This is a genomic window from Bradyrhizobium sp. ISRA430, assembly GCF_029909975.1.
GTDB lineage: Bacteria > Pseudomonadota > Alphaproteobacteria > Rhizobiales > Xanthobacteraceae > Bradyrhizobium.
In genome coordinates, this window is sequence record NZ_CP094516.1 from 7298760 (window position 1) to 7317334 (window position 18575).

10 protein-coding genes and 6 pseudogenes are annotated in these 18575 nt (G+C 60.2%); 11 read left to right on the top strand and 5 right to left on the bottom strand.

Features of this window, described 5'->3' with window-relative positions; all coding sequences use genetic code 11:
* Window positions 1-2 precede the first annotated feature (2 nt).
* Window positions 3-548 (top strand): annotated as a pseudogene (locus MTX21_RS34430) (integrase core domain-containing protein); the annotation flags it as partial.
* Window positions 549-695: 147 nt separating this feature from the next.
* Window positions 696-810 (top strand): annotated as a pseudogene (locus tag MTX21_RS34435) (reverse transcriptase); the annotation flags it as partial.
* A 1019-nt stretch (window positions 811-1829) separates the two neighbouring features.
* On the opposite strand, the gene MTX21_RS34440 reads toward MTX21_RS34435, so the two are convergent.
* Window positions 1830-2399 (bottom strand): hypothetical protein, encoded by a 570-nt coding sequence (locus MTX21_RS34440; protein ID WP_280968930.1) that lies wholly within the window; start codon window positions 2397-2399, stop codon window positions 1830-1832.
* A 904-nt stretch (window positions 2400-3303) separates the two neighbouring features.
* Here MTX21_RS34440 and MTX21_RS34445 point away from each other — a divergent pair.
* A complete protein-coding gene (locus tag MTX21_RS34445; RefSeq protein ID WP_280968931.1) occupies window positions 3304-4263 on the top strand; it encodes an isocitrate lyase/phosphoenolpyruvate mutase family protein in 960 nt (319 codons plus the stop codon).
* Window positions 4264-5719: 1456 nt separating this feature from the next.
* Window positions 5720-6070 carry a hypothetical protein gene (locus tag MTX21_RS34450; RefSeq protein WP_280971198.1) on the top strand — a complete coding sequence of 117 codons (351 nt, stop codon included), beginning with the start codon at window positions 5720-5722 and terminating at the stop codon, window positions 6068-6070.
* Between the two features lie 140 nt (window positions 6071-6210).
* Here MTX21_RS34450 and MTX21_RS34455 read toward each other — a convergent pair.
* The 4 genes and pseudogenes from MTX21_RS34455 to MTX21_RS34470 all read right to left on the bottom strand — a co-directional run bounded on the left by MTX21_RS34455 (window position 6211) and on the right by MTX21_RS34470 (window position 9490).
* A pseudogene (locus MTX21_RS34455) lies at window positions 6211-6902 on the bottom strand (helix-turn-helix domain-containing protein).
* 38 nt (window positions 6903-6940) lie between these two features.
* On the bottom strand, window positions 6941-7792 hold the full coding sequence (locus tag MTX21_RS34460; RefSeq protein ID WP_280968932.1) for a CoA ester lyase: 852 nt from the start codon (window positions 7790-7792) through the stop codon (window positions 6941-6943).
* Window positions 7792-8214 carry a MaoC family dehydratase gene (locus tag MTX21_RS34465; RefSeq protein ID WP_280968933.1) on the bottom strand — a complete coding sequence of 141 codons (423 nt, stop codon included), beginning with the start codon at window positions 8212-8214 and terminating at the stop codon, window positions 7792-7794. The genes MTX21_RS34460 and MTX21_RS34465 overlap by 1 nt, the downstream gene beginning before the upstream one ends.
* 73 nt (window positions 8215-8287) lie before the next feature.
* Entirely contained in the window at window positions 8288-9490 is a 1203-nt protein-coding gene (locus MTX21_RS34470; protein ID WP_280968934.1) for a CoA transferase, read from the bottom strand.
* A 208-nt stretch (window positions 9491-9698) separates the two neighbouring features.
* Between MTX21_RS34470 and dctP the strand changes: the two are divergent.
* The 7 genes and pseudogenes from dctP (at window position 9699) to MTX21_RS34515 (ending at window position 17596) form a co-directional block, all read left to right on the top strand.
* Window positions 9699-10727: pseudogene (gene dctP / locus MTX21_RS40170) on the top strand (TRAP transporter substrate-binding protein DctP).
* A 25-nt stretch (window positions 10728-10752) separates the two neighbouring features.
* Entirely contained in the window at window positions 10753-11307 is a 555-nt protein-coding gene (locus MTX21_RS34490) for a TRAP transporter small permease (protein ID WP_280968938.1), read from the top strand.
* Window positions 11308-11319: 12 nt separating this feature from the next.
* Window positions 11320-11807 (top strand): annotated as a pseudogene (locus tag MTX21_RS34495) (TRAP transporter large permease subunit); the annotation flags it as partial.
* 51 nt (window positions 11808-11858) lie between these two features.
* Window positions 11859-13025 carry an acyl-CoA dehydrogenase family protein gene (locus MTX21_RS34500; protein ID WP_280968939.1) on the top strand — a complete coding sequence of 389 codons (1167 nt, stop codon included), beginning with the start codon at window positions 11859-11861 and terminating at the stop codon, window positions 13023-13025.
* 19 nt (window positions 13026-13044) lie between these two features.
* The gene (locus tag MTX21_RS34505; protein ID WP_280968940.1) at window positions 13045-14598 is read left to right on the top strand and encodes an AMP-binding protein; all 1554 of its coding nucleotides are present in this window, start codon (window positions 13045-13047) and stop codon (window positions 14596-14598) included.
* 57 nt (window positions 14599-14655) lie between these two features.
* A pseudogene (locus tag MTX21_RS34510) lies at window positions 14656-15592 on the top strand (IS481 family transposase); the annotation flags it as partial.
* 828 nt (window positions 15593-16420) lie between these two features.
* Entirely contained in the window at window positions 16421-17596 is a 1176-nt protein-coding gene (locus tag MTX21_RS34515; RefSeq protein WP_280968941.1) for a M20 aminoacylase family protein, read from the top strand.
* The last annotated feature ends 979 nt before the right edge of the window (window positions 17597-18575 follow it).

Here is an 18575-nt window from a genome sequence, read left to right on the forward strand (position 1 = left end):
CGGTCTATCGCGAACTGAGCCTGCAATTGCGTAACAAATCGCCAAAGCGTCGGGTCAAGGCCAAGCTGCGCGATGACCGCCGGCCAGCGACGCGGGTCAATGAGATCTGGGCGATGGACTTTGTCCATGACCAGCTGGCAACCGGCGGCAAGCTCCGGGTGCTCACGATCATCGATATCTTCTCTCACTTCTCGCCGGCGCTGGAGCCGCGGCTCACCTTCCGCGGCACCGATGTCGTGGATGTTCTGGAAAGGCTTTGCAATGAAGAGGGATTCCCTGCCACGATCCGCGTCGATCAAGGCAGCGAGTTTGTCTCGCGCGACCTCGATTTGTGGGCCTACCAGCGCGGTGTCACGCTGGACTTCTCACGGCCAGGCAAGCCGACCGACAACGCCTTTATCGAAGCCTTCAATGGGCGCTTTCGGGCTGAATGTCTCAATGCCCATTGGTTCCTGTCCCTTGCGGATGCCTAGGAAAAAGTGGAGACTTGGCGCAGATACTATAACGAGGAACGGCCCCACGGGGCGATCGGCAATCGACCGCCGATTTTGCTGCAAAAACACGTCGGCGCTACCAGCCCGTCAACGTATCAGAGGCGCAAAACTCTAGTTCCGGCTGGTCCAAAGTTCGGTCTCGCTGCACTTCGGGCCGGACTCTAACTCCATCTGGAGGAAATGCGCAGTGGCAGGTCACGCCCCCAAGGGGGCCTGATCAGTCCCGTCCTTGCCAATCTGTTCTTGCATTGTGCGTTCGACACATGGATGGCGCGGAACTTCCCGGCCGTCATCATGGTGTCGATACGCAGACGACGCTCCCATCGAACGCCTATAACTCAAGCCCGCGCATCGTTATGTCGGGAATGTCTGGTTCAGGACAATGCGTAGATCGTACTGGGACGGCCAACTGCGTACCAGCCACAGAAACCATGGACTATTCCCGATGGTGTGACCGCAAGGAGACATTCGTCGAGTCGGTTGAAGGAAACGACAAAATTGTCGTTTCCCGCGTCTTCAGCACCCAAGACAGGCCAACCAAGTTCATACCGGAGAGGGTACTCTGGCTCGGCGAAAAGCCCAAAGTAGTCCTTGTTCACGACAAGCTGCTGTTGTCGAGCTGAACGCAATAACCCAGTGTACGATCGCGTGATCAGTGAGCTTATTCTCGGCAACGCGCGCGAGCAGTTCGCCGCAAGCCCTGCAAGGTCTTCCCTTCTCCGCCAGCTCAGAACGATAGGCGTCGCACTTGAGCGAGATTCCGACCCTAACCGCCTTGCCGAAGCAGGCCTTACGAAGGAGCAGCCCATCGCAAGGGTTCGAAACGATGGGGTCCTTTTCGTTTAAATCGGCTTTGTCGCGTTCGGCGCGTCTGATCAAAGCCGCTTGTGTCAGAAGGGCGACATCGAGCGAGCCAAGTATTCCGCCTGACCGCAACGAAGCACATGAATTCGCAAAGCACGGTCGCACAGCTTTCTCTTGGCACGCCGATTGCTGGCGCGTGAGGATCCAATAATACAGTGGCGGCTAAGAGTACCGTCCAAGCGACAATCGTGTTCCGCCTATCTCGACAGCTCTCACGACGAAACCGATTGAGACGACAGGAAACGAGCAGCAGGAGCGGCCAAATGCTTTGTGAAAGCCAAAAGCTCCGAAGTTCGAATATGGGAGCATCATGTTCGGACCGCTGATCTCAATGTGGGCGCGAGCGCACGGCTCGACTACCGTGGCCGATATTTTCGGCCGTTGCGTGTGTGCGAGCCACCCCGCGTTGGGGTGCGGCCACCGGATTAGACGAGGAGGATCGCCCAGAGCAGGCGACGAACTGTCGCTTGATCATGCGTGCCTTTGCGCTGCCAGATTTCTGCTGATGAAATCACGACGGTACCCTCTGCCGTGGTATTCCACCAACGTTTGACACTGCGCTTCCATATTGGTTTTAGAGCCGCCTCGGAGAATCGGAGTCAGTCGAACCACGAGGTCGCGACCAGCAAGCGGTCCAATGGCGGAACCGTCCAGGTCTAAATGACGGCCAAAAGAGTCTAGCGCATGGATGCCGATTGGCGCTTCTGAAAATCTGGCGCGGTCGTGCAAAGAAAAGGACCTGGCATGTTTATTATTGAGCTCCAGGCGAACGATATGCATGCTGCGCTCGGCCGTCTGCTCGACCAGACCCGCGTTCATGATCTTCGAATCGGTGCTGTCAGCGCTCGAATGATAGCGGACGGATGTCGGATTACGGCTTCCCTTGAGATCGGTGACCGGGGCCCGGTCGATAAGGTCGCTCGTCGCCTTGAAACTATGGTCTGCATCGTTTCGGTCGATGTACGAAGCAGTGCAAATTGGCTCAAGCCTGACGTCGCGAGCTAAAACTTGAAAGTCCAGATGCCGCACGTGACCAACCATCCACGACTGATGCTTCACATGCTCGAGCTAGGCGAGCGCCCGGGAGGCACGTGTGATTTCTTGAGGTCTGCATTTCGCAGCGCCGAAACGCCGGAAACGCGAGGAAGTCGCACGACCAGCAGGAAGTCATGAGCCACCGTCGTCGCTGCGCAGCACTGCTCGAGCCAGTAGCTGAAGCGACGATTCTCCTGGCGATCGTTCGCGTGAGTTGGAAGCCTAGCTCCATCCGGCTCTGCCAACTTCATAGTTGTGCGCCAAGAACCGCCTTGTGGCCCGACGTTCGCTCATCGCGCAGGAGTTTCCGGAGATGCGAGAAAGCTTTCTGCTCTGCATTCGGCAAGTTAGTTTTCTTTGTGAGGAAGTCAGCAGCCGAGGCGCCGCATACGTGCTTGGCGGGTCTGAATCTGCGATATGACGAGCTTGTAACGGGTACTGCGCGCCTCTCGATCAAAGTTGATTTGTCGGGTCGGCCCGGCAGGATCGATACAGACGAGGGCGGGACGATAGAATGGAAGAGCCGGGCGCTGTGGGTCTATGATCTCCGGCTTGCGTTCAACGCGCTGATCGACGCCGTCCATCTACTGGGGTGCACAGTAATTATAATTAACGAGCGATTCGCCACGTTAGTAAATGGACCTGAATGAGCATGCCCTAATGGGTCGGAGTAGCCGACTCGGCCCCACGTGAAGCCAGATGACCAATGACGAAATGACCCAGGATCGCCGGCGGACGGCACTATGGCCGCTATACTTAATAAAGGGAGATGTAGATCATCCGCGCTTTGTCAACTACTACCTCCAGGAATTGATCTCGATGATCGAAGCGCGTCACCTATCCATTGACGGTCGTCGGCAAGATCAGATGAACAGCGGCCGAGTAAAGTCGCTGGTTAGGGAGGCAAGGAATGGTTGGTCGGGTAAACGCGGCACAAGGAATCTGCATACAGGATCAATCGCAACCGTTCCTCGTCAATGTTGATCACTCCACTAAGCGCTCGATCTCCGATATGCTACGCGTCCAAATCTGCTCGAATGCTGAGCTCTCGTTTCTCATGGAGGTGCATGACGGATTCTCCGCCGCGATCGCCGAGCGCACAGGCTTCGAAGGGTTGTGGGCATCGGCTACATCAATAGCCTGCTCCCTCGGATATCGCAAGGCCAGCGAAGCTTCATGGAATCAAGTTATGGGCATAATCGAAAGGATCGTCGGCTCGACTGAACTGCCGGTGCTCGTTGATGGAGACGTCGGTCTTAGTAATGTGAATAATGTGGGAGTTATCGCCCACGAGTTGCGTCGCTCTGGCGCTGCAGGCCTCGCACTGGAGGATAGCTCGAGCCTGAAGACGAGGCAGCTTGTACGCGAGCAATGTCGTGAAGCAGATGTCGATAAAATCTGCAGCCGCGTGCGTGCAGTAAGAGACGCAGTCAAAGATGATTTGGTCCTCGTGGCGGGCTTTGAAGCACCGAACGACGAGTATGGAATGGAGGAAACGATGCTGCGAGCTCACAATTGCGCAGAAGCGGGTGCCGATGCAATCCTTCTTCACTCATGTAAGGGTGCCGTGGACGAGATAGTTTCGTTCTTGCATGCGTGGCGGAGCCCGCTGCCCATTGTAGTAGTTCCAGCAAAAGATGATCGAATGACGCTCTTTGCTTCTCTAAGTGTTCCATTATCTGCGATTATCTGGGGAGATCACTCGATGCATGCTGCGATAAATGCAACAAGAAAGCTCCGATGTCGCCTCGCGATTGATGAGAGTGCCGCAAGCATTGAACGCAATGTCGCAATCGCCGACAATCTGATTGAGCTTTTGATGTATGACGAACTAGCACGTGAGCAAGCACGTTTAATGTCGCGAAGATGACCTCTCATTTACGCATGGATGGGAGTTAAAAGCTGATTAAACCCGTCAACTTCTTCGGGCAGGGGAGATCACTCAGGGCGACGACAAGATCGATACCTCGCAAGTTTGAAGGCGGCTCAAAGGAATAGACCAAGACGAACTCTTCGCTGACGCGCTCCAATGTTCCACCTCGCGATGCGAACTGCTTCGATCATTTTTGGGAGCGCGAGATGATCGAACGCAGATAGCGCATCGTCCTAGCCCTTCTTACGGAGGGCAGCCGTGCTTGAGCATGAAAGCACTCACCTGTCGACCCGCGGCGCTTCAACCGTAGCCGCTCGGGACGCGGCGGAGATCTGGCGTGGCTTTCATCGGGAACTCACAGTGCGAGTAACTCTCCAGCGCGCGGCAGCCCGGCGAGGGCAACAGCGTGCCGGCGGTTTGTCTCCACGCGATCGGCCGGCTTCCTCGGGGTCCTGGATGGCGCAATCAGGGTGCGCTTATGGCATGTCATAAAGCCATTGCCGAAGCGGGCCGGCCTCGGAACAGAAATACGCACCACCAAGCGGCTGGCGATCCGTTCAACGGTCGGCTCATGTCGGTCGCCAACGTGTCGCCCTTGCCGAATAGACGAATCTCTCTCATCCACCTGTTCTCCGCGATCGGGGTGGGGCTTTTCTGCTTTTGCGATCTCCATTCCAACAAATGGCTCCCTTTAATCCGCCCGGCCCGTTCTCTGATGAAGATCGGCTCGGTACGCTGGGGTAACCCTCGGACGTGCAGTGTAGGGCGAGACACTCAGAAGGCTGACATTCGGCCTTGCGAGAGATTGCGCGATCTAAGACAACATCGCTAACGGGCAGCTTCGGGTCGAGACCGCAGCCCGTCCAGTTGGGCCGCGGGTCACGAGCCCACCGGGGGTGTGGGTGGGCATGGATCGAGTTGCAAGTCAATTTTACGAGAGCTAAGCCGCAGTTGAATGTGCTGGCTCCGGTTGATAACTCTTTACCAGGCTCTGGGTATGCGGTCCGCCCTTATCTCCTGGTCCTGCATCCGCGTGTTGCGTTGGGGGGCGACCAGCTCGTTTTCGAATGTGAACCCGCCGGGCTGCTTGTCTTCCAGGTTAAAGTAAAAACGAGGCAGTTGTTCACTCGTTTTCTTAGGACTAGCGGGCGCTCCTGCGGCATGAGTAAAGCAGAGGTTCTCCGATGTGAGGCCTCTTGCCGCCGAAATCGTGTGACTGGTTAGGGGAAAATGCAAAGCGCTTTCAACAAGGCAACTGTGTTCGTTCAGTAGGAGCCTGAGAGGCGATCTGAGCCTTCGAAAGCGATCGAGCCGCAAGACACATTTCCGCCGCACACTGTGGTGCCTCGTTCTCTTCCGGCCGTAGATGCAAATCGCGGGGAAAATAACTGCGCCAACGCCGCATTGATCAGCTGCGCCAGCTGGCATTCACAAATCAGGCCGAGTCATAGATATGTGCGACCTTGCCGAATGGGGAACTAATGGCAGAATTGATGTGCTTTTGGCGCAAGGGGCGTTGAATCTGAATGAAGCTCAGGGCCTTTTGCACGGTCCTGAATTTCCTTTCTGCCGCAAGGTGACGAGTTCAATCGCGGTCATGCTGAACCAATTCTACTTTCCAGCGGCCGTTGCCCTATTTGGCAACGATCAAATTTTGTGCGGCCATATTGTTCGAGTGTTGCCGCCATGGTACCGGCTACGCGCGGCTGCAAGCGCATTGCACAGGAGCACGCTGGCGCTGCGGCCTTCGGAGTTGTGTCCGGCGCTGTTGTGCCGCGCCCGATCGGTGCAGTCGCCGGCGTAGTGATTGGCTGTTCCGCCGGACCGTCTTGGGCCGCGTGAATGGCCGGGACATGGGCGAGCGGAAGCAACGCAGTCCCTGGGGACGCTACGCCTAGCCATGACGATGTCGAGACGGCAGTGAGGTGGAGCGGGCTACCCGGCCTACGGCCGCAACCGGTCGACCGTCCGCGCGATCAGCGCGGCCACTTCCGGCACCTTTGGCCCAATCCGAAACTCCGGCCCCGCAACGACCACCGAAAGCCTGCGGTCGCCGATCGGCAGCGGGATTGCCGCGCCGGCGAGGTCGCGGCTGTAGTCCGCAAAACTCTGGCAGTAACCGCGCGCGATCGAGTTACGCAGCTCGGTCTCGACCGCTTCGATGCTGATCGGGGTCGAGGGGCCGTATTGCTTGAACTCGATCTTGCGATAGACCGAGTCGCGCTCCTCCTGCGAATATTGCAGCAGCAGCGCGCGGCCGCTCGCGGTGGCGTGGATCGGCAGCGATGGCCGATGGTCGCGAAATAGCGGATCGCCGCCTGGGACTCGACGACGTCAATGAAGACAGCCATCACGCCAGCCGGCGCCACGATCGATGCGGTCTCGCCGGTCTCGGCCGAGAGATCGGCAATCAGCTGATGCGTCCACGGTGGCAGCGGCTCGACCTCGGAGATCATCCGCGCCATCGCCAGCCACCGCGGCGTCGGATAGAAGCCCGCGCGAGGGCGCGGTTCGTAGAGATAGCCTTTCACCGAGAGCGTCGCGAGCAGGTTGAAGGTCGACGAGCGCGGCCAGCCGAAATGATCGGCGATCTCAGCAAGCGTCGCCGGCTTCCTCGTTTGCGCGAAGAATTCCATGATCTCCAGGACGTTGGCGGCTTGGCGAGGTTTGCGTCCTAGGATTTGCCGAGGATCGTCTTCGCGGCGCGAAGATGCGGCTTGTCGATCATCTGGCCGTCGAGTCGCAGCGTGCCGGAATTGGGATTGCTCGCGAAGGCCGCGATCACCTTCTCCGCCCAGGCGCGCTCGGCCTCGGTCGGCTCGAACGCCGCGTTGACGACATCGACATGCTTGGGATGGATCAGCGCCTTCGCCGAAAACCCGTCGCGCCGCGCGGCGCGCGTCTCCTGCTCGAGGCCCGCGAGGTTGTCGATGTCGGTATAGACGGTGTCGATCAGTGCGACTTCGGCTGCAGCCGCCGCCATCAGGCAGAGATCGCGCGCGAGGCGATAGGGGCTGTGGAACACGCCGCCGGAGGCCTTTTCGGTGGCGCCCAGTGACGCCGAAAGATCCTCCGCGCCCCACATCAGGCCGGCGAGGCGAGGGGAGCAGTTCTTGTAACTGCCGAGGCCGAAGATGGAGCTCGCGGTTTCCGTCGCAACACAGACGATGCGGGTCGCGCCGACCGAAATGCCGGATGCCGCTTCCAAGGCTTCGAGCCAGGTCGCGACCTGCCGCACGTCGTCGCCGCCTTGCGATTTCGGCAGCACGATGCCGTCGGGCCTGCCCGGTATCACCGCGGCGAGATCGATCAGCGTCATGCCGGTGTCGAGCGCGTTGACACGGACATAGAGCTGATGGGGGCCGGGGCGGCTCTTCAGCATCGCCAGCGTGAGGGTGCGCGCTTCCGGCTTCTTCTCGGCGACGACGGAATCCTCGAGATCGATGATCAGCGCGTCGGCATTGCCTTCGCTGGCCTTCTCGAATTTGCGCGGGGAATCGCCCGGCACGAACAGCATCGAACGCATCAGACCGGCCTCTTGTGCATCAGCGCCATGCGGCGGCATTTGCCGACGATCTCGTCGTTCTGGTTCAAGGCGTGATGCTCGAACTCGACGATGCCCGCCTTGGGCCGCGATTTGGATTCCCGCACCGAGAGCACCTTTGTCGTCGCCCGCAACGTGTCGCCATGGAAGACCGGTTTTGGAAAGGTCACGTCAGTCATGCCGAGATTGGCGACTGTGGTGCCCAAGGTCGTATCATAGACCGTCATGCCGATCATGATGCCGAGGGTGTAAAGGCTGTTGAAAATGCGCTGGCCGAATTCGGTCTTTTCGGAGAAATGCGCGTCGATGTGCAGTGGCTGCGGGTTGAGGGTCAGCAGGCTGAACATGGTGTTGTCCATCTCCGTGACCGTCCGGGTCAGCGGATGCCTGAACTCCTGGCCCACGGAAAAGTCTTCGAAATAAGTCCGGCCATCGCGGTTTCCTCCCTGTGTCTTGCGATTTGGCCCGCGCCTGCGCTTAAGGCGGCGCGGCCAGGTGAACTGCTCTTTGCTCAGCGAGCTTGTCGATCTCCTCGGCCGAGAAGCCGGCCTCGCGCAAAATGTCGCGGCCGTGCTGGCCGAGTGTCGGCGCGGGACCGGCGGGCTCCGGCTGCGTCACGCTCCAGGTGGAGGGCACCCGCATCTGGCGGATGCGGCCTTCCACGGGGTGATCGACCGTCCTGAAGAAACCGGTTGCCTTCAGATGCGGATCGTCCAGAACGGTCTCCAGCGTATGCATCGGCATCACGGGAATGTCGGCGCGCTCCAGCAACTCGCGCCATTCCGCCGTGGTGCGCGTCAGGAAGATGTGGCCGATCTCCTCGTAGATTTCGTCGATGTGCTCGGTGCGCGCGGCGTGGTTGGCAAAGCGCGGCTGGTCGAGGAAATGCGGCGCTCCGATTGCCTCGAAGAAGCTGCGCCAATGCTTGTCGTTGTAGATGAGCACGCAGAGATAGCCGTTGCTGGTCTTGTAGGGCCGGCGATAGCGTGAGAGCAGGCGGGCGTAGCCGCCATGATCGAGCGGGGGATCGTAGGTGAGCCCGCCGAGGTGGTCGACCAGCACGAACTCGGTCATGGATTCGAACATCGGCACGTCGATGCGCTGGCCTTGGCCGGTGCGCTGCTGATGCATGAGCCCGCCCATGATCGCATTCACCATCATCAGCCCGACGATGCGGTCGGCGATGGTCACGGGAACGTAGCGCGGCGTGCCGTCGCCGGCCGCAGCTAACAACGTGGGGATAGTCGCCGCGCCCTGGATCAGGTCGTCATAGGCAGGCTTGGCGGCATAGGGACCGGACTGGCCGTAGCCGAATGCGCCGACATAGACGAGCGACGGATTGGCCGCGGCCAGCGTCTCGTAATCGAGCCCGAGCCGAGCCATCGCCTGCGGGCGCACATTGTAGACCAGCGCATTGGCGTGCTTGGCGAGCCGCAGCAGCGCGTCACGCCCTTCCGGCTTTTTGAGGTCGAGCACGATACTGCGCTTGCCGCGATTAGCATTGAGAAACATCCCGCCCATGCCGGGCGTGCGGCCGGGACCGATCTGGCGAACGATATCGCCCTCGAGGCTTTCGACCTTGATGACGTTGGCGCCCATATCCGCCAGCACCTGGGTGCCGTAGGGGCCCATTAGAACCGAGGTCAGGTCGAGAATGGTGAAGCCGCCGAGGGGTCCCATAAAGCCTCCTTTTGGTTCATATAGGTGGAGTTATAGTTCAGAAGACCTAGGGTCAATTCGATGGGTATGCCCCACGGATGCATAGCGCTATGCTCTAAATTCATATACTTGACACGTTTTCCTCAAGCAAAAACGGAGCGGGGGAGCCGAACGGTGCTGCAGCAGGCTGCTGCCGCCTTCGGCGTGGGGACGCGTCAAGGAGAACCAAATGAAGAAGAACCTGGTCTGCGCTGGAGCCGCGCTCGCGCTTTCGCTGCCTGTCTCGACATTTCAGGCGCGGGCGCTCGAGCTGAAGGTCGCCGATAGCTTCCCCGCCGGCCACTATCTCGTCCGCCTGCTGCTCAAGCCCTGGATGGACGACGTCACCAAGCGCACCAACGGCGCGGTGACCTTCACCTATTATCCGAACCAGCAGATCGGCAAGGCGGCAGACATGCTGCGTCTGACACAGTCGGGCGTGGTCGACATCGGCTACATCGGGCCGTCCTATGTCTCCGACAAGATGCCGCTGTCGGAAGTCGCGCAATTGCCGGGCGCGTTCGCGACCAGCTGCCAGGGCACGCTCGCTCGCTTACTGGAAGACCGCGCGCGAAGGCATCTTGGCCAAACAGGAATACGCGCCGAACAAGATCAAGCTGCTGATGGCCGTGGTGCTGCCGCCCTACCCGGTGTGGACCGTCAAGTCGAAGGTGGAAACCAGCAAGGATATGCAGGGCCTGAAGCTGCGCACCACGGGCGGTGCGCAGGATCTGACGCTGCGTGCGCTCAATGCCGTGCCGGTGCGCATGGCCGCGCCCGATGCCTATGAGTCGCTGTCGCGCGGCACCATGGATGGTCTCTTGTTCCCGCTCGACAGCGTCGTGTCCTACGGCCTCGACAAGCTGGTCAAGCACGCCACCGAAGCGTCAGCTTCGGCAGCTTCATCGTCGCCTATTCCATCAACCAGTCGGTCTGGGACAAGCTGCCCGACGACGTGAAGAAGGCGATGAACGAGGCCTCGGAGGCGATCACGCCAAAAGCCTGCGCCGACGTCGACAAGGAAGGCGAAGTCACCAAGAAGCACATGCAGGACGAAGGCGTCACCTTCGATCCGCTGCCGGAGGCGACGCGCGCCGAGATCAAGGACAAGCTCAAGGATGTCGGCAAGCAGTGGGCCAGCGGGCTCGACAGCCGCGGCAAGCAGGCCTCTGCCGCGCTGAAGGAGTTCGACGACCTGCTCGCCGCGGGCAGCAAATAATCCCAAAACGAGAGGGAGGCGCGAAGTGATCGAACGGGCGGGGCAAGTGCTCGGCGCGCTGGAGCGCGCGCTGACGGTGATTGCGGTGGTGTTCCTGTTCGTGATCATGCTGCTGGTCGTGACCGACGTGTTCATGCGCTATGCGCTGAACAGCCCGTTCGCCTTCACCTACGATCTGATCGGGCTCTATCTGCTCGCCGGCGTGTTCTTCTTCACGCTCTCTGACGGCCTGCGCGAGCATGCCCATGTCGGCGTCGACATCCTGCTGTCGCGCTTCTCGCCGGCGGGACGGCGGCTGTCCGAGATCGTCACCGCGCTCGCCGGACTGTTCGTGTTCGTCCTGATCTGCAAGGTCGGGTTCGAGCGCGCGCTGGAGAATTACGAGCAGCACGACGTGCTGTCAGGCGCGATCCCCTGGCCGACCTGGATCTCGGCGGCACTGATGCCGTTCGGCTGCGGCGTGCTGGTGCTGCGGCTGGCGCTCCAGCTCGTTGGCAACGTGCTGAGCCTCATCAGCGGCCGCGACCTCTATCCGCTGCCGCCGGTGACCGGCGTCGGTGAAGCGCGCAGCTTCGAGTAACGGCAGCCCTCCATGACACCTTTCATCGTTCTCGCCCTGCTGTTCGGCCTGCTCGCGCTCGGCACGCCCGTCGGTTTCGCCATGGCCTTTTCCGGCTCGGTCGGCCTCGTCATGGTCGGCGGCTGGTCGACGCTGTTCGGCATCCTGCAAACCGCCCCGCTTTCGACCGTCTCGTCCTACGAGCTGATCACCATCCCGATGTTCCTCTTGATGGCGGACCTCGTGCTGCTCTCGGGCGTCGCGGACGATCTGTTCAAGACCGCCTCGGCCTGGGTCGGCCGCATCCCCGGCGGCCTCGGCATGGCGACCGCGCTCGCCGGCGCCGGTTTTGGCGCGATCTGCGGCACCTCGACCGCCTCCGCCGCGACGCTGTCCTCGACCAGCCTGCCCGCGATATCCGCCAGGGCTATGAGCCGAAGATGGCCGCCGGCGTGGTCGCGATATCAGGCACGCTGTCGATGCTGCTGCCGACCAGCGTCGCGCTCGTCATCTTCGGCCTGGGCCGCTAGCACGGTCCGGCCGCCGCGGCTCCAATCAAGGAGGTCAAGAACGTGAATTTCGCGCTTACCGACCAACAGGAAGCCATCTGCGAGGCCATCGCCAAGATCTGCGAAGGCTTTCCCGACGCCTATTGGCTGAAGAAGGACCACGACGGCGGCTTCCCGCACGATTTCCACAAGGCACTGGCCGATGCCGGCTGGCTCGGCATTTGCGTGCCGGAGGAATATGGCGGCTCCGGGCTCGGCATCACTGAGGCTGCGATCATGATGCGCACCATCGCGGAGTCCGGCGCCGGCATGTCCGGCGCCTCCGCCGTGCATATCAATGTGTTCGGTCTCAATCCCGTCGTCGTGTTCGGCACCGAGGAGCAGCGCAAGCGCATGCTGCCGCCGATGGTCGAGGGCCGCGAGAAGGCGTGCTTCGCCGTCACCGAGCCGAACACCGGCCTCAACACCACCCAGCTCAAGACCCGCGCCGTCGCCAAGAACGACCGCTACATCGTCAACGGCCAGAAGGTCTGGATCTCCACCGCGCAGCTCGCGCACAAGATCCTGCTGCTGGCGCGCACCACGCCGTTGGAGGAGGTGCGCTCGCCAACCCATGGCCTCAGCCTGTTCTACACCAATTTCGACCGCAACAGGATCAAGGTCCACGAGATCGAGAAGATGGGCCGCAAGATCGTCGATTCCAACGAGCTGTTCTTCGAGGACTTTGAAATTCCGATGGAGGACCGCATCGGCGAGGAAGGCAAAGGCTTTCAGTACATCCTCGAAGGCATGAACCCCGAGCGAATCCTGATCGCGGCGGAGGCCGTTGGTCTCGGCAAGCTCGCGCTTTCGCGCGCGACCGAATACGCCAAGACGCGCACCGTGTTCAACCGCCCGATCGGCAAGAACCAAGGCATCCAGCATCCGCTCGCGGTGAACTGGGTCGAGCTCGAGGCGGCCTGGCTGATGGTGATGTCGGCAGCGTGGCAATATGATAAGGGTTTGCCCTGCGGGCCCGGCGCGAATGCCGCAAAATATTTCGCAGGCGAAGCAGGGTATCATGCTTGCGAACAGGCGGTGATGACGCATGGCGGCTTCGGCTACGCGAAGGAATTCCACGTCGAGCGTTATCTGCGCGAGGTGCTGATCCCGCGCATCGCGCCGGTCAGCCCGCAGCTCGCTCTCAGCTTCATCGCGGAAAAGGTGCTCGGGCTCGCGAAGTCGTACTAGCTGGCCGGGAAGGATCGCCATGAACCTCGCTCACCACCTCCTGCGTGCCGCCAAGGCAGATGCATCCGCACCGGCCTTACTCAAGGGGCTTACGCCGGTTGCCGACTACGGCCGGCTCGCCGCGAACGTGGCGTCGCTGGCTGCGTCGCTGCAGCAGCGCCTAGGTCTCGCCCGAGGTGGCCGCGTCGCGCTGCTGATGAAGAACGTGCCTGACTATGTCGTCTGCCTCTATGCCTGTTGGCACGCCGACCTCGTCGCAGTTCCCATCAACGCAAAACTGCATCCGCGCGAAGTCGCGTTTATTCTCGATAACTCCGGCGCTGCGGTCATCTTCGTGACCGAGGACATGGCGAGTGTCGCTTCGGAATCTTTGGTGCTCGCCACGACCAAGCCGCGGATCATCGAGATCGGCTCGGCCGAGCATCGCGCTCTGGAGGATGCGGATGGCATAGCCATCGCCGATGTCGCCATCACCGATCCTGCCTGGATCTTCTACACCAGCGGCACCACCGGCCGGCCCAAGGGCGCGGTGCTGAGCCATCGCAATCTGCTTGTGATGTCGCTGAACTATCTCGCCGAGGTTAACCCGATCGTATCAGGCGAGGCGCTGCTGCACGCCGCGCCGATGTCGCACGGCTCCGGCCTCTACATGGTTCCGCACGTGCTCGCCATGGGCGCGCAGATCATCCCGGAGAGCGGCCGCTTCGAGCCCGACGAAGTTTTGGAGCTGACGGCGAAGCGCGAGAACATCTCCTTCTTCGCTGCGCCCACCATGGTGCGACGCCTGACGGTCGCGGCGGATGCGGCGAGCGCGATCGCGCCCGGGCTGAAGACCATCATCTATGGCGGCGGCCCGATGTACGTCGCCGATTGCAAGGCGGCGCTTTCAATGTTCGGGCCGAAGCTGGCGCAGATCTATGGTCAGGGCGAGACGCCTATGACCATCGCCTACCTGCCGAGATACATGCATGCCGATAGTGGGCATCCCCGCTATGAGCAGCGCCTCGCCTCTGTCGGCATTGCGCAAAGTGTCGTTCAGGTCCGCACCGTGGACGAGTTGGGACGCGACGTCGCGGCGGGCGAGATCGGCGAGATCATCGTGCGCGGAGATACCGTGATGTCCGGCTACCGGCAGAATCCAGAGGCCACCGCCAATACCCTGCGCGACGGCTGGCTCTACACCGGCGACATGGGTGCGTTCGATTCGGACCGATTCCTCTCGCTGAAGGACCGCTCCAAGGACGTCATCATCTCCGGCGGAACCAACATCTATCCACGCGAGGTCGAAGAGGTATTGCTGCTGCACGAGGCCGTTGCCGAGGTCTCCGTGATCGGCCGGTCGCATCCGGAATGGGGCGAAGAGGTCGTGGCGGTCGTCGTTCCCGTTACGGGGCGGGACGTGGCGCGGCGCGACCTCGACCAACTTTGCAACGCGTGGATCGCGCGCTTCAAACGGCCGAAGCACTATTACGTCACTGGCGAGTTGCCGAAGAACAGCTACGGCAAAATCGTGAAGACAGAGCTACGCACACTCCTGAACGAGTCCTCCGCGCGCCTTGCGCTGATGGACTAGGTGTTTAGTACCAAGCTTTGCTGGTGCATTCTTATCGCACGATTCGAAGGATGCGCTATGGGACAGGGTTTACACGGCTGCGCCACCACGACGGAGGCAGTCCGTCGAGCAATACAAAATAGTCAAGAGAGCCTGAGAGGTCTCGCCAAGCGCTACGGCATCAACCAGAAGACTGTTGCGAAGTGGAAGCAGCGCGAGACCGTCGCCGATCGTTCGACTGGCCCTAACGAAGCCAAGTCGACCATCCATTCCATCGAGGAGGAGGCGATCATTGTCGCTTTCCGGCGGCACACGCTGCTGCCACTCGACGATTGCCTCTATGCGCTGCAGCCGACCATCCCGCATCTGACGCGGTCATCCCTGCATCGTTGCCTCCAGCGCCACGGCATCAGCCGATTGCCAGAGGTCGAAGGCGGCAAGCCCTCGAAGGAAGAGGTTCCGATCGGCTGTTTCCACATTGACATCGCCGAGCTCCAGACCGCTGAAGGCAAGCTCTACCTCTACGTCGCAATCGATCGCATCAGCAAGTTCGCCTTCGTGCAACTGGTCAGGAAGACGGGACGGACCTCAGCCTCGGCCTTCCTCGAAGCTCTGATTGCGGCTGTCCCCGACAAGATCCACACGGTGCTCACCGACAATGGGATCCAGTTCACCTTCCCGCGCTATGCGGACGGCCCGACGGCAAGATACGTGACGCATATGTTCGATATGCGATGTCAGGAAAACGGGATCGAACATCGGCTGACCAAGATCAAGCATCCGTGGACCAATGGCCAGGTCGAGCGCATGAATCGCACGATCAAGGAAGCAACCGTCCAACGCTACCATTACGATCGACACGATCAGCTCGAAGCTCACCTTACCGATTTCATCACCGCCTACAACTACGCTCGGCGGCTAAAGACCCTGAAGGGCCTCACACCCTACGAATACATCTGCAAATGCTGGACTTCCAGAACGATACAAACTCAACCCGCTCCAGCAAATGCCGGGACTAAACAGGTGCCATGCCTCATGTAGTCATGGCTCCTTCGGGCCGCCTGGTCGGGACGCATTTGCGGCATCGGCTGGCTGCGGTCCAGCGGCTGGATTTGGGACTTCTCATCCACACACAAAACGATGGCGTGCTCCGGCGGTGAGACGTAGAGGCCACGACATCGCGCACTTTGGCCACGAAGTTTGGATCAGTCGAGAGCTTGAACGTCTCCACCCGGTGCGGCTGGAGCCCGAACGCCCGCCAGATGCGTTGTACCGTCGAAACCGATAGGCCGCTGGCCTTCGGCATGTCGCGGGAGCTCCAATGAGTGGAATTCTCAGGGCAGCTATCTCCAACGTCCTCACGATCACGGCTTCGATGCGGGCATCGTCAATCGTGCGTGGCGCACCGGAGCGCGGCTCCTCGTGCAGCCCGGCCACGCGCTGCTACATCAAACGCCGCCGCGACTTGCCTACGGTCTGCCGGTCCAGCCCCAGCTTGGCCGCCACTTCCGTGTTCTGACCACCCTCCGCACAGGTCAGCACAATCCGGGCTCTCAGAGCCAGCGCCTGCGCCGTCTTCCGCCGCATCGTCAACGACATCAGTTCGGCACGCTCATCATCGCTCAAATCAGGGGAGCAAGTTGCTGGGCCGCCATTGGAGACTTCGTCGCTGTTCCCCTCGATCCTTGGCACAGCGACGCGAATCTACTGCGAATCCAGGATGGCGAACTTGTGACTCGGCACACTAGATCGATATGGGTAGGATGGGGCGGCTTGCGGCAAATGATGTCGCCGTTTTCCAGCGCGCTATGTCGCGCACAAAACTTACGATAGGGCTAAAGGCATGCACAGTGTTGACACATTCCGGGACCTGCAGGTCGAGGCGACTGAGTGGCGTCACTATCTCCACGAAAATCCAGAGCTCGATTATCGATTGGACAACACGGCCAGGTTCGTGGTCGAGAAGCTGGCTTCCTTTGGCATCAATCAGATCGAAACCGGAATTGCTGAAACCGGCATCGTCGCTCTGATTCAGGGCGCGCACGGACACGGCTCGACGATCGGGTTGCGAGCTGATATGGACGCGTTGCCAATTACCGAAGCACCAAACAAGGCGTGGTCGTCGAAGATACCCGGCCGAATGCATGCGTGCGGCCATGACGGACATACAACCATGCTGCTGGGGGCTGCGAAATATCTCGCGAGTACCCGAAATTTTAGGGGTGCCGTCGCTTTGATCTTCCAGCCCGCAGAAGAAGATGGTGGGGGTGATAAACTGGGCGGTCAGAAGATGGTGGAAGCCGGAATTATGGACCGTTTCCGCATTTCCCAGGTTTTTGGCATGCACAATGACCCGGGAATGGAAATCGGAACTTTCGGTATTTGCACTGGGCCGATGATGGCCGCGCAGGACGATTTCGCCATCATCGTCAACGGTAAGGGCGGCCATGCGGGCAAGCCTCACAACACAGTCGATCCAGTTGTTATCGCAGCACAGATTATCATTGGCCTGCAAACTTTGGTTTCACGCAACACTAATCCGATCGAATCGCTCGTAATTTCTATTACTAGATTTGAGGCGGCCCAAGCTTACAACGTCATCCCTGACAAGGTTACATTGGGCGGGACCGTCAGGACGTTTGTACCCAATTTGAGGGATTTCGCCGAACGGCAGATGCAAGTAACAGCGGAAGGCATTGCGCGAGCATTCGGCGCAGATGTCGAATTCAAATACCGTCGATACCTCCCCGTCACCGTGAACCACGCGAAGGAGACCGATCTGGCGATCAAGGCGGCGCGTGGTCTCGTTGGGCCTGCGTCTGTAGACGACAAACTGCCCTTCAGAATGGGTGGGGAGGATTTCGCGTACATGCTTGAGGCTCGCCCAGGAGCATACATTTTCGTTGGGAACGGACCTACCGCCTTCCCACACCATCCGGCATATGATTTTAATGACGAAGCACTGCCGTATGGTATCGGGTACTGGGTGAACCTGGTTGAAATGGTGCTGGCTCCGTGACGGTCCTCGCGAAACTAAACTTGAGATTCGCGGGCCGGCCGCCCGGCGTGCCTCCTCTAAGATTCACATAATTTCACGCCCGCTTGTCGCTTCGCCAGCGAAGAGGCGCGGTGAAGGGCGCTCGAGGAACTGCGCATCGAACGGGAAGGCCGGCGTTACGCACGACTAAGCGCGCTAGTCGACATAAAGAATGATCTTTCTTTTGACCGGCCGATTGAGCGGATAGCGAGAGATGCAAGAGTGGCATTGGTGCAAGTTGCTGAGGTGGGGTCAGTTATACCGCGCAACCGGCTTTTATTTGCTTAATCTCGCCGAGAGGTCCGAAGCCGGAATACTCCAACACCGTGCCGTTTACGGGGAGGCCTCGATGAGCTCAGCCCAAACGTGGGCTTGAGTTATCGATTAGTGGTGGATCGCACCGCGTAGATACGCTTGCAGGCGCAATGAGGGGGGATCTAGCGCAAGGATCAGAGTTGACCGCTCGCGCCGCACTTTTGCTAAAGGACTCAACGAGCGGATCCGGTTCAGCTCGGCGCGTCTGCCGCTGTGCTTCTTACACTTCACAGCACACCCTGGGGTCTGTGGTAGCTGAACCGCCGACGTCCGGCCCCCAACTCCAGCTGCCGCTTGGCAGACCAAAGTCATCTCCCCGCGTCGAACGAAGCGGTGAATCCCTGCTTCATGGCGACCGCTCTGGGAGTGCGGGGCGGCGAATATCCATGCCTTCAATCATTCGGGATCGGCGGTCCTCCTCGAGCCACGCGTTCAGCAGTGCTTTTCGAGCACCTCGCAGATGGTCGAGAGGTCGAACATGGCAAGGCCCAACAGGCGCTTGAGCTTACGCCCTCTAGCAGGCTGTTGAACAAATCGGTAGCGAAGCGTTTCGCATCGTGATTCACAAGAACCACGATTTAACAGCGGGAGCGATGCGTGAGAGCCTCTAGCAGGTCTGCATCGTAAACGCCGGACAAGCCTCAAC